The organism is Paenibacillus polysaccharolyticus, assembly GCF_900102085.1.
GTDB lineage: Bacteria > Bacillota > Bacilli > Paenibacillales > Paenibacillaceae > Paenibacillus > Paenibacillus polysaccharolyticus.
Genome location: NZ_FMVM01000031.1, coordinates 28,528 through 40,478 on the forward strand (window position 1 = coordinate 28,528; position 11,951 = coordinate 40,478).

The window sequence follows — 11,951 nt, forward strand, 5'->3', positions numbered from 1 at the left end:
AAGGAGAGAGTGCAACAATGGCTCAATCCGAACGTAACAGTAACGTGAACGACCGTGAGCGTACCGCAAGCAGCTATGCCAGCGAAAGTCGAGGCATGCTGGATCTGGGTCTGAACGCTAATGCGGATGCAGAAAGCGAAACGATGACCATGGTGGAAAACAATCGATAATATGAGTTTTCACTTTAATATGAAGAAGCAGAGGCTCCGAACCCCTGCTTCTTTTTTTATATTCAACCAAATACAATGGGTGAATCATGGAGTTATTGTTATAACAGTTGAATAGTATAATTATAGGAGGAATCTAAGTGAGTAGGGTGAGAGAGATGGAACGAAAAGTAACGAAGTTTGGTAACAGCCTTGGAATAACGATGACAGAAGCATTCAAGCAAATTGGACTTGAACAAGGAGACATGGTTCAGGTAGAGGTCGACCAAACGAGCGGAGAAATTATCATTAAAAAGTCGGTCAAGGTAAATTTGCCTAACGGAATAAGTAATGATTTTATGGATACGTTAGCTTCTGTTATGGATGAGTATGATCAAACTCTAAAAGGTCTTAAAGACAGATGAGTCTCATTCGTTATTCAAATATTCAAGAAGTAATTGCGATTAATGTTGCGATGATCAAACGGTATAGCCCGGGAGAGCAGATTGGTGTAAAAGATTCTAATCTGCTTGAATCTGCTGTTCTTAGACGGCAATCATCTGCTTTTGGTGACGAAGCGTATCCGACAGTCTATGAGAAGGCGGCTGCAATTTTTCAGTCATTAGGCCAAAACCATCCTTTTCATAATGCGAATAAACGAACAGCCTTTACTGCATTAGTCATGTTTCTACGTTACAATCATATTTACTTTAAAATGGAACAGACCTTAGCTGAGGATTTTACGGTTGATATGGTCAACCCCATATTCATTTGAAGATCTTACTTCGATGATTCAAACTCACTGTTGGTCTGAGGAGAGAACATAATAGGGATCAAAGAATGCATGAGCAATAAATCATGGAGTTTTAATGGTTTATTGTTTTTATTTGCCTACTTTTTGCTCAATTTGATCAAACATGATACTCCAAACTCATTTACAATATAAATAGTTCATCACGTATAAAAAGGACAAGAACAGGAGTGTTAAGCCATGCAGCACGCATCGCAGGAAGAAACAGCTTTACCTAATTCCATCCTGAACGTACATATTCGCGAAGCTGGTTACGCGCCAGGGCAGTCTACGATCCGGAATATTCGGATGCACGTGGCGCCGGGAGAGTTGGTCGGGATTATCGGGCCCAATGGTGCAGGTAAAAGTACAACCATCAAGACATTGCTTGGCCTGCTGGAGCATGCCGACTATGATGTAACCATCGGTGGGGAAGGGCGTTACGCCTACATTCCCGAACAGCCTGTTTTTTACGAGTATATGACCTTGTGGGAACATCTTGATCTGGCTGCTGCAGCGTATGAAATAGAAGAAGAGGTTTTTGTAGCGAGAGCAGAGGAATTGTTAGTCCGTTTTGGTATGGATCATGTCCGTAATGATCTGCCAGCGAGTTTCTCGAAGGGCATGCGTCAGAAAATGATGCTCATGATCGGATTTCTCTCCTCACCGGATATCTATATTGTGGACGAGCCATTTATCGGTTTAGATCCGCGTGCAACAAAGGATTTTCTGAAATTGCTTGATGATGAGCGCCGCCGCGGGGCGGGCGTGTTAATGTCTACACATGTGCTCGATACGGCTGAACGGATCTGCGACCGCTTCATTCTGATTGCTGCCGGCAGGTCGGCTGCGGAAGGAACGTTGAATGAGATCCGTGCCGCGGCGGGAATGCCGGAAGCATCTTTGTTTGATTGTTTTGACACGTTAACATCGGATTGAAGAAAGGAGAAGCCTGATGGTAGAGCCCAAACGTTATACCCCGCATCTTCTATACCAGAGAAGACAGAGAGAGCATCTTCGGGAGCAGTGGCGCAATTTCAAACTTGTGGTGGACTGGACAGTCTGGCTGTATCTGCTGATTCCGGGTCTGCTATATTTTATCGGCTGGTACACGAGTTTGTGGACGAAAGCACTGCCAGCATGGGCAACAAGTGTGCCCTTACCTTTGCTTACGGGGATTATCGAACTGATCATCTTGACAGGTGGAGTTCTGCTTTTTATCGAAGAAGCGGATGTATTGTTCCTGAAATCGAGAAGGGTATGGATGCGAACACTGATGATGCGAGGGCTTGTGCAGGTGACGGTGTTACAACTTGGAAAAATGATACTTATTACTGCACTTGTTGCACCACTGCTCGCTCATGTGTATGAAATGTCTCTTTTACAGATCGTGCTAACAAGTATCTGGTTGGGAACCGTAGCGTCGCTTCAAGTCATTGCTATACATATAATTAAAGTTCGATATACGGGATGGCGGCGCTGGCTCTCATTGACCTCGCTTGTGATCGCCATGGGATGGATGATTGTTCGCACATCGGCTTGGATGTCAGGGGACATGTATACGTGGAAAATCATGCTCAGTATTGCCGCCGTTCTGCTACTGCTCATTACGATGATCCAGATGAGATTACGTATGAAAGGTACATTTGAAGGCGATGTGCGTGAGGATTTGCGAAGCAGACTCAGGTTAACAGCACTGATGTTAAGTCAGGCTGTGAGGAAGCCGAAGTCTCCGCAGACACGAACAATCGTTTTTCGTAAACCTCGTAAATTATTCCGTAAACGTTCCATTCCAAATCGGACGGCAGAGATCGCTTTCAAAGCATTCTTTCGTAATTCCGAGACGTTGAAATTGTTTCTGCAACTAGGTGGGTTGTCTATCGCAGCGGTAGCTTTACCGCCGTTCCCGGTCAATGTCATTGTGTGTGGATTACTGGTGATTATGCTCACCGTGATGTTGTACCGTGCATGGGATGGATTGGCTACGTCGGAGTATGTACAGCTTGTCACGTATGATTCTGCTGCGCTGCATGAAGCAGGCTCTATTATGGCGCGTATGTTATTGCTCCCACTTGTTGCAGTGATGGGGTATGTCATGGGAGTGTTTTGGCTAGGTTGGCTTTCCGGTTTTCTGACGGCTGCATGCACAGTGGCATTGGGTTATGGTTCAGTGTCCGTTGCAGGCTTGATCAGACAGACTCGTTCATAATTTGTTTTTGCATCACGATGAGTGAAAGGAATTTGCTATCCGAGACGCATATCACTTGGTTGAACTGCCCATGCTATAGAAGAAAAGGGATGTGAAACACATGAATATTAGGGCGTCCTGTTTATGTATCTCTGGATTTATGGATTTAATAGGTTTCACAGACTGAGGATAGAATTATCTATAGTGAGGAGGAGTAGAGCATGATGGATAACGGTGAGCTTCAAGTACATTTTTCCGATCCTTCGGCACTGCTTGAGGCAAAAGCAACCTTGGAGGAATTAGGCTATAAGCCATATCAATCTGCACCACTTGAATTATATATTCCGACAGATCGCCAGGACCCGCAATCCGCTGTAGAAATAGTGCAATCACATGGAGGGAGTGCGGTGTTTGCTTCTTCTGTTGATCAACTGGATCAGTTCCAAAACGTATCCATTCCGGCACATCTGGTGAATGAGGACTGGAACGAAGGCTATGCATGCGGCGGAAGCCAGTCGGTAAATTACGGTCAAAACGTTGATCAAGGAATAGACCAGGGCGAGCATAATTATAGTGATGATCCCGTTTATGATGATTCGGCGGATGGATTTTCCGGCAGTGTTAAAGCTTGAGGATAGAACACGAAACAGGGGAGATCGGGAAACAACATACTAGTCCGCAACGATGTTGCATTAGAGGGAAATGTGTATCTGGAACACCAATTAGAGCTGTAAAGAAGAGTTAAAACAAAGCAAAGGGCACCCCGGTCATGGATAATGACATATGGGGTGCCTTTTTTTGCAAACGTATGATGCATTTTATGTAAGTGTCCCATCGGCCAGTTTGTACCTGATCATTTTCTAACGATCACAGGAAACACTATTTGCACGATTTAGAGGTGTTTGAAAAGCTAACGATCTCCAGAGACATTATTTTAGTAGAAATAGCTCATTTCAAGCTGGAAAAGCCTGTTTTGTGGCAAATAGCATTCCTGGTGATCGTTAGATTTTAAAAAGGGTCAATTTTCACGAAATAAGGTTTGTGGTGATCGTTAGCGTTCAAACCTTATGCCTGCCCAGCACGCAATGCACTGCTTCATGACGAGGGTGGTCAGCCACACCAACACAATGCAGTACAATGCAACACAAACAAGAACAAACACAACACAAACACAGTACAGTAGAGTACAGTCAACGCAACATTTCATTTAAATAAGTGGGCCTCAGTCCATACTATGCCCGCAATTCATACATGAACACATCTCCCAAAAGCCAGAGCTAATAGATAGGCCGCTTACCCAAGAGGTGCTTACATACTATCCAATTATCTCTGCAACTGAACACCAACCAACCACCAACTTACCTACACCTTAGCATGTTTGTACTCCGCGGCATGCATGCCCGCAGTATACCCTGTAGAGAATGCAGCGGTAATGTTATAACCTCCGGTATAACCGTGAATATCGAGTACCTCGCCGCAAAAGAATAGTCCGGGCAGCAGCTTGGATTCCATCGTTTTAGGGTATATTTCCTTTAAGTGAACTCCACCTCCGGTAACAAAGGCTTCTTTAAGTGATCTTGTGCCGTCAACGCGGAAAGTGAAGGATTTCATCAAATCGCATAGATGGTTTAACATACCTTTAGGGAAATGGTGAAATGTCAGGTCGTCCCCGATCTCGGCACGTTTCATCAGTAGCGGAACCAGACGTTCAGGCACCCATGTTTTCAAAATATTTTTGACAGCCTTGCGTGACTCCTGCTCTAGGCCTTGCTTCACTTGTGCTTCCAGCGCGGCAGGGGTAAAGTCAGGGAAGAGGTCGATACTCATGGTGACCTGTGTATTCCCTGATTTCATCTGAACTTTGCGAATAAACTGACTGCATCGTAGGGCAACCGGGCCGGATACACCAAAATGGGTAAAGAGCATATCTCCACGGTGAGAAATGACGGTTTTGCCTTTGGCATCGAGTACGGACAGAGCGATGTCACGCAGAGACAAGCCCTGTAATTCCTTGGACTGAATCCAGCTCTCTCCAGATACGATCGGCACCTCGGTTGGATACAATTCTGTGATGGTATGACCAGCCGCCTCAGCCCAAGGATATCCGTCACCTGTGGAACCGGTTTGCGGCACAGATTTGCCGCCTGTTGCAATAATGACGGAGCGGCCGTGAATGATTTTGCCTGAAGCGAGCTTAACACCTTGCACTTGCTGACCGTTATGAATAAGCTCTTTAACAGGTTCTTTCGTACGAATCTCGACGCCAAGAGAAACAATTTTCCCGACAAGCGCATCAACAACCGTCTTGGCTTTGTCCGTGACAGGGAACATTCTTCCGTTGTCTTCTTCTTTCAAGGCAATGCCGAGATTTTCAAAAAAACGCATGATGCCCTGGTTGTCCAGATTTTGAAACGAGCTGTATAAAAAACGTCCATTACCCGGAATATGTCGAATAAGCTCATCCGTTTCTTTGGCATTCGTTACATTGCAGCGTCCTCCGCCGGAGATGCCCAGTTTGCGGCCTAATTGATCTCCTTTATCCAGCAACAGCACAGATGCTCCGTGCTCGGCAGCTGCCACACAAGCCATCAGACCAGCGGAACCGCCACCTATTACGATAACGTCATACATACATAATTACCTTCTTTTTGATTGATTTTGTCTGTTTTCTATAGACAATGTCTGTTACTGCCTCTTTCTGAAATCAGACAGGGTGATTCGGTGTTCTATTTTGCAGCCTTAAGCGATATATTGTAATATGCTGTCGCCTATGTTTTAATCAGAATTAAATGAGGGAATGTGCAGGCAGAGGAGGAGATGACATTGTGGTTGCGTTAAAGGACATTCTTTTACAAGTACTGCTGGCCGGATCGGCAGTATTCCTGATTCCCTTATTATATTTGGGTCTCTCCAAACAACAGGTCATGCGAATGGATCATGCAGGTAAAGTCAATTTCAGCTTTGCTGCAACAAGTGTCATCAGTATGTTGCTCTGTCTGATTTTTGCATTATCTGTAGGTTCCGAGACCGTTCCTATATCCCTGAGTATCATCCCGGTTACTCTTGCTATTCTATATTGTAAAGCCCACATAGGCGCTGCCTTGTCCATTCTACATATTCTCTTCTATTTTCTATTAGCACATCCCTATGATCTGTACGGATTTCTTCTTCATACGGGAATACTTCTCTATCCTATTGTATGGTTGTCTGCCAAACGATTCAAGCATAATACGTGTTCACGCAAAATGAATACGGTCATCGCGCTGATTACCGCTGAACTAGCTGTTGCGAGTCTGTTATGGGTGGTTTATGTCTATCCTGACACCACATATTCCAAGCTTCATCTGATTTTGTCAGCACTTGGATATACAGCAGGTGCACTGGCTGCCGGGGGCATGAGCCAGCTGTGGCTAGATCGGATGGGACGTTATCGCGGAATGGAACAGCAACTATCTGAAGAACATCACCATTACATAAGTGAAACGGAGAAACTGCACCAGATTTTGAATGCAGTACCTCTTTCTATAGCCACGGTAGATGTCGAAGGCAAAGTTGTATTTGTAAACGAACTGATGAAACAAACGGCAAAAGAACAGCTTCCATGTACATCAGCGCATAACTTGATTGGGCAACACGCCAGTCAATTTGTCGAGCAAGAACAGGCGGATAAGATGGAACACAGCATCCAGCAAGCGGTTGTACACGGTGAAGTAAGTGTGCTGACCGTGCGATACGGATCGCATGTATTTCTTTCCCGAACGGTGCCGATCTATGCTTATGCTGCAAAAGGCTCGAAGGAAGTCTCGGGAGCTATGATTACTATTCAGGATGTTACCGAGCTTGAGATGTTGCGTAGTGAGCTTGATAATGTGGATCGTCTAAGCTTGGTGGGACAGATGGCGGCGAGCATCACGCATGAGGTGCGCAACCCGATGGCTGTGGTGCGAGGGTTTCTCCAGTTAATGCAGGAAAAGAGTCCTGAATCCCTGAATCATTATTATCGGATCGTTATGGAGGAATTGGACAGAGCCAACAGCATTATCAATGATTTTCTGTCCCTGGCTCAGAACCGTATAGCAGAAAAAGAAGAATCACAATTACACGATATCATTCATGAGCTAAGTCCTTTGTTATGGGCAGACGCCAATCTGCGAGGTCAGAGCATCGAACTGATGCTGGCCCATAACGTGCCGAAGCTGCATCTGAATGCAAAAGAAATTAAACAAGTCGTATTAAATCTTGCTCGTAATGGAATGGAAGCCATGACGGAAAAAGGTGTGCTTACCTTGGAAACACGGATGGTTGATGACCGGGTGGAACTGTGTGTACACGATACAGGGCCGGGAATACCGCCAGTGAAGCAGGAAAAGCTATTTGAACCATTCTATACAACCAAAGCAAAAGGAACCGGACTGGGATTATCCATGTGTCTGAGCATTGTCGAACGCCATAATGGCACAATCACCGTTGAATCTGAAGAAGGACAGGGAACGACCTTTAAAGTTGCCTTCCAGTGTTAGCTCATCAGCATATTTTGCCAGACCATAAGCCATAATAAGTGAGAGAAAGCTGTTCCGCAGGTGTTGTCTGAACCTTGCTTTCATTGCATGGGGATGTATAATAGGAATAGCACAGCGTGTATCCATTTTTTTCGATATGGACGCATTCGTTGGTGCATAGCTATTGTCCTCTAACTTTTCAAACGAGATCATAGAACAACCATTATAAGGAGTGAAACTGAATGTCGATGTCATTTGATCAATACATGAGAGATATGGTTCAGCCAATGCGGGATGAGCTGACTCGTCTGGGAATCCAGGAGCTGCGCACACCGGAAGAGGTTGAAGCAAGCTTGCCGGATGCTAAAGGAACAGCACTGGTCGTAATTAACTCTGTATGCGGATGTGCAGCAGGTCAATGTCGTCCAGGGGTTGCTCAGGCACTTCAGAACGATTTAACACCAGATCACCTCTACACCGTATTTGCTGGTCAAGACAAGGAAGCAACGGCGAAAGCACGTGAATTCTTTGCTCCATACCCGCCATCCTCACCGTCCATTGCTTTGCTGAAAGACGGAGAACTCGTTCACTTTATCGAGCGTCACCAAGTGGAAGATCGTTCTGCAGAGGAAATCGCGGCTGACCTGACAAGTGCATTTGAACGTTACTGCCGTTAATCTGCTCTATAGAACGCCCCGCACTTCGGATGCCCGATGCCGGGGCGTTTCATTTTGGACAGATCAGGTTATTGAACCATTCGAACCTTTCTAGCTGGACACCAACATACCTTTCAAACGAGCATCAAAATTCTATTATAGTAGAAACGGGGTGTATGAACGATGAGTTTGCAACAACAGATCATCGCTGAATTGAAGGTTAAACCGAGTATTAATGAAGCTGAGGAAGTACGCAAGCGTGTGGACTTTCTGAAAACGTATGTCAAAAATTCCGGCACCAAAGGACTGCTGATCGCCATTAGTGGCGGTATTGACAGTGCTGTAGCGACAGCCCTTTGCAAACAAGCCACGGACGAGCTTACTGCAGAGAATAATCAAGAGTACAAAACGCTGGGTGTGTTCCAGCCTTATGGAGAGCAAGCGGATATCCAGGATAGTTATGCTGTAGCCAAAGCATACGATCTGAAGCATGTTGTGGAAACAAACATCGAGGATGCCGTGAATGAAATCGCGCTGGAAGTAGAGCAGGGCTTCAAATCTCTCGGCAGTCCGCGTCATATGACTCATCAAGGCAAGGGCAATGTGAAAGCCAGAACACGTATGGTGATGCAATATGCGCTTTCTTTTGAAGAAAACCTGCTGGTCGTAGGTACGGATCATGCATCCGAAGCGATTACAGGCTTTTACACCAAATGGGGCGACGGAGCCGTGGATATTACGCCACTGAGCACACTCAACAAACGTCAGGTTCGTCAGCTGGCTGCTTACCTGAAAGTGCCACAATCCATTCTGGACAAAGCACCTTCGGCTGGACTATGGGAAGGTCAAACGGATGAGGACGAGCTGGGCATCTCATACGAGGCGAACAGTGATTACCTTGAAGGTAAACAGATTGACCCGGCTGCGCAAGAGCGTTTAGAGGCCTTTTACACACGCACACATCACAAACGGAATGCGATTCCTGGTATTTAAGGTAGGGAATTTAAAAGTGTAATCGAGTAGCGTGCTTTATTTTGCAAATGAGTCGTTGCTTAAAAAAGAGTCACTGCCTTGAGCAGCGGCTCTTTTTGTTGTTCTAACTTACCGCCATTTCGTAGGGAGAAAATTTTAGCAAAAGTGGAAATACGGATAACAGGTACTCGCATCCATGCACGCCTCCTGCTACAATAGAATACGTGTTCGGAAAGCAACGGATTCGTTGAAGTAAGGATTACTAAAGATTATCTTTTATAGCCTAAAAGATTAAGCGGGTGAATCGTTATGATATATGGTATTGGCAACGATGTATTAGAGATAGAACGGTTACGCAGGGTGCTGTCTGGCCGCCAAGCAGAGGCATTTATGAAGCGTATTTTAACTCAGGCTGAACAGGAAATTGCAGCTAGGCGCGGGAAACGGATGGCGGAGTTTGTATCCGGGCGTTTTGCGGCCAAAGAGGCTGTATCTAAAGCATTCGGATGCGGGATCGGCGCTGTCATGGGTTTTCATGATATTGAAGTGTTGCCTGATCCGTCCGGTCGTCCAGTCGCTACTTTGTCCAGTCAGGCCTGGGAGCGGCTTCAGCTACCGTGTGGTCAGAGATACCAGATCCATCTAAGCATTACACATCAGACGGAGCTGGCTGCGGCATTTGCGATCATTGAGCAGGGCGCGGGTGAACCGCTTGAGTGATATACGTATAGATGCGCCATTTAAAATGAGGCGAGGAATTGCCTCGCGCTGAGATCGGGAGAAACGTGGGTACAGGAAAGGAAGGGCATATGGGTTTACAAGAACAGAAACGACATTTCAGCGTGAATTTGCTGGATTGGTACATGATTAATCGTCGGGATTTGCCGTGGCGTCGCCACAACAATCCGTATTTTACTTGGGTTTCGGAGATTATGTTGCAACAGACGCGTGTAGATACGGTGATTCCGTACTTTAACCGATTTATCGGGAATTTCCCGACCGTCCAGGCTCTTGCCGAGGCACCGGAGGAAGAGGTGCTGAAAAATTGGGAAGGGCTCGGATATTATTCAAGAGCGCGTAACCTTCAGGCAGCAGCAAGGCAAGTTATGGAGCTGCATGGCGGAGAGATGCCGCAGGACAAGCAGAGCGTCTTTGCGTTAAAAGGAGTCGGCCCGTATACAGCCGGCGCTATCCTCAGCATTGCCTTCAACCAGCCACAACCAGCGGTGGATGGCAATGTGATGCGGGTGCTGTCCCGATATTTCCTCATTGATGAGGATATTATGAAGGGTAGCACCCGGGTTTTGATGGAAGAGCTCGCGGGAGAGCTCATTCCGGAAGGGCGAGCGCGTGATTTCAATCAGGCGCTGATGGAGCTTGGCGCGCTGGTGTGTACACCCAAAGCGCCGCATTGCTTGACTTGCCCGGTGATGGAGCAATGTTCCGGCAGAATTGCCGGAAGGGAGCTTACGTTGCCGGTCAAGACCAAAGCGAAGCCGCCGCGCCCTGAGCAGCGGCTGGTTGCCCTGGTGGAAGGCCGCGGTGCTCATCGCGGCCGTGTGCTTGTGCGCCAGCGCCCAGAGACAGGCCTGCTGGCCCGGATGTGGGAGCTGCCGCATGTGCTGGCGGCGCCTGCCGCAGCGGGTAAGGCGGCAGCGCCGCTGGCGGATGAGCCGGCCATGGCTTTGCTGGCCGGCAGTCTGTGGGCGGAAGGCTTCGCTGCCCGCCCGGAGGGGCTGGCTACCCATGCGGAGCATGTGTTCAGCCACATTGTTTGGAGCCTGCAGGTGTACAAGTGCACCGAGCAGGACCAGAGCAGTGAGCTTCCGCTGATCGCCGCGGAAGCCAGAGCCGCCTACCATGCACAGGCGGCATCAATGGCAGAATCAGCCCCAGCTGCACAGTCATCTTCATCCACCGCCGCTCAAGCGGCGCAGGAAGCGATGACAGGCAAAGGTGATGGCCTTACTTATCAATGGATCGGCCCGGAAGACATGGAGAAGCTGGCGTTCCCTAATGTATTTCTAAAGCTTCTTCGCAACTATTTTGCTGGAGCCTATGATGAAGTTACTGAGTAATAACCAGGCCGATTGGCTAACCATTGGGATTATATGAACCGTCTCTAAGGATTTGGGAGAGAAAGTGGATAGATGCCGTTATTGAGTTGGGGGATTTCTAACGATCTCCAGGAAGCTTATTTTGTGAGAAATGGGGGCTGCAAAATTCTAACGATCATGAGAGACGCTATTTTCCTCGAAAACGTGCATTTGGCGTAATATTTCACCGGAAATAGATAAATAACGTCTCTGGCGGTTCAACCCCTTAATATTGGACACTAGCTAGCTTTTTCTCAGATTGACGCATCATAACGCAATGGATTTGGATTCTATGGTTCCTTCGTTGACCAGGCGCAGGTAATCTGTCGGCGACCAGTCGTGTAGACTGCCGTGAATACGGTCTTTGTTGTAATAACGGATGTATCGATCTACCTCGGAAAAGGCTTCTTCGTAGCTTTCGAAACAATGTCGTTGGTAACACTCACGTTCCAGAACACTATGAAACGATTCAATAAAAGCATTTTTATTCGGTGTTCGAACGGGTGTCCGCTCATGCTCTAAACCTGCTTCTTCACAGAAGTTATAAAACGCTTTGCTTATAAACTGAGGGCCGTTATCGGTACGAATCACGAGCTTTGGCTCG

General features: G+C 46.9%; 11 protein-coding genes and 1 pseudogene. 10 read left to right on the plus strand and 2 right to left on the minus strand.

The genetic code is table 11. The features are described from left to right. Nucleotides 1-325: 325 nt before the first annotated feature. The 5 genes and pseudogenes from BLQ13_RS27835 (at nt 326) to BLQ13_RS27855 (ending at nt 3,756) form a co-directional block, all read left to right on the plus strand. Nucleotides 326-571, plus strand: a complete 246-nt coding sequence (locus tag BLQ13_RS27835) for an AbrB/MazE/SpoVT family DNA-binding domain-containing protein (RefSeq protein WP_397351832.1) — start codon at nt 326-328, stop codon at nt 569-571. Further along, nucleotides 568-973 (plus strand): annotated as a pseudogene (locus BLQ13_RS27840) (type II toxin-antitoxin system death-on-curing family toxin). Before BLQ13_RS27835 ends, BLQ13_RS27840 begins: the two are co-directional and overlap by 4 nt. Before the next feature lie 164 nt (nt 974-1,137). Continuing rightward, the gene (locus tag BLQ13_RS27845; protein WP_090924924.1) at nt 1,138-1,875 is read left to right on the plus strand and encodes an ABC transporter ATP-binding protein; all 738 of its coding nucleotides are present in this window, start codon (nt 1,138-1,140) and stop codon (nt 1,873-1,875) included. Between the two features lie 16 nt (nt 1,876-1,891). Then, nucleotides 1,892-3,145: an ABC transporter permease gene (locus BLQ13_RS27850; protein ID WP_090924925.1), complete on the plus strand. Its 1,254-nt coding sequence runs from the start codon at nt 1,892-1,894 to the stop codon at nt 3,143-3,145. 200 nt (nt 3,146-3,345) lie between these two features. Next, on the plus strand, nt 3,346-3,756 hold the full coding sequence (locus BLQ13_RS27855; protein ID WP_090924926.1) for a hypothetical protein: 411 nt from the start codon (nt 3,346-3,348) through the stop codon (nt 3,754-3,756). 730 nt (nt 3,757-4,486) lie between these two features. On the opposite strand, the gene BLQ13_RS27860 is transcribed toward BLQ13_RS27855, so the two are convergent. Next, nucleotides 4,487-5,755: a BaiN/RdsA family NAD(P)/FAD-dependent oxidoreductase gene (locus tag BLQ13_RS27860; protein ID WP_090924927.1), complete on the minus strand. Its 1,269-nt coding sequence runs from the start codon at nt 5,753-5,755 to the stop codon at nt 4,487-4,489. Between the two features lie 194 nt (nt 5,756-5,949). Here BLQ13_RS27860 and BLQ13_RS27865 point away from each other — a divergent pair, with 194 nt between their 5' ends. From BLQ13_RS27865 to mutY, 5 genes are all read left to right on the plus strand, one after another. Continuing rightward, a complete protein-coding gene (locus BLQ13_RS27865) occupies nt 5,950-7,644 on the plus strand; it encodes a two-component system sensor histidine kinase NtrB (RefSeq protein ID WP_167375862.1) in 1,695 nt (564 codons plus the stop codon). A 221-nt stretch (nt 7,645-7,865) separates the two neighbouring features. Further along, complete coding sequence (locus BLQ13_RS27870; protein ID WP_090924929.1) at nt 7,866-8,300, plus strand: BrxA/BrxB family bacilliredoxin; 435 nt, start codon at nt 7,866-7,868, stop codon at nt 8,298-8,300. A gap of 162 nt (nt 8,301-8,462) precedes the next feature. Then, on the plus strand, nt 8,463-9,272 hold the full coding sequence (nadE, locus tag BLQ13_RS27875; protein ID WP_090924930.1) for an ammonia-dependent NAD(+) synthetase: 810 nt from the start codon (nt 8,463-8,465) through the stop codon (nt 9,270-9,272). A gap of 288 nt (nt 9,273-9,560) precedes the next feature. Beyond that, nucleotides 9,561-9,971, plus strand: coding sequence for a holo-ACP synthase (gene acpS, locus BLQ13_RS27880; protein WP_090924931.1), 411 nt, complete (start codon nt 9,561-9,563; stop codon nt 9,969-9,971). 89 nt (nt 9,972-10,060) lie between these two features. Further along, entirely contained in the window at nt 10,061-11,329 is a 1,269-nt protein-coding gene (gene mutY / locus BLQ13_RS27885; protein ID WP_090924935.1) for an A/G-specific adenine glycosylase, read from the plus strand. Nucleotides 11,330-11,614: 285 nt separating this feature from the next. Here the strand turns inward: mutY and BLQ13_RS27890 are convergent. Next, a partial coding sequence (locus BLQ13_RS27890; protein WP_139168953.1) for an integrase core domain-containing protein occupies nt 11,615-11,951 on the minus strand: 337 nt, incomplete at its 5' end.

Excerpts from the sequence above, each read along its gene's own strand:
- BLQ13_RS27835 (WP_397351832.1), top strand. The coding sequence starts at position 326 with ATGGAACGAAAAGTAACGAAGTTTGGTAACAGCCTTGGAATAACGATG.
- BLQ13_RS27845 (WP_090924924.1), top strand. The coding sequence starts at position 1,138 with ATGCAGCACGCATCGCAGGAAGAAACAGCTTTACCTAATTCCATCCTG.
- BLQ13_RS27850 (WP_090924925.1), top strand. The coding sequence starts at position 1,892 with ATGGTAGAGCCCAAACGTTATACCCCGCATCTTCTATACCAGAGAAGA.
- BLQ13_RS27855 (WP_090924926.1), top strand. The coding sequence starts at position 3,346 with ATGATGGATAACGGTGAGCTTCAAGTACATTTTTCCGATCCTTCGGCA.
- BLQ13_RS27860 (WP_090924927.1), bottom strand. The coding sequence starts at position 5,755 with ATGTATGACGTTATCGTAATAGGTGGCGGTTCCGCTGGTCTGATGGCT.
- BLQ13_RS27870 (WP_090924929.1), top strand. The coding sequence starts at position 7,866 with ATGTCGATGTCATTTGATCAATACATGAGAGATATGGTTCAGCCAATG.
- nadE (WP_090924930.1), top strand. The coding sequence starts at position 8,463 with ATGAGTTTGCAACAACAGATCATCGCTGAATTGAAGGTTAAACCGAGT.
- acpS (WP_090924931.1), top strand. The coding sequence starts at position 9,561 with ATGATATATGGTATTGGCAACGATGTATTAGAGATAGAACGGTTACGC.
- mutY (WP_090924935.1), top strand. The coding sequence starts at position 10,061 with ATGGGTTTACAAGAACAGAAACGACATTTCAGCGTGAATTTGCTGGAT.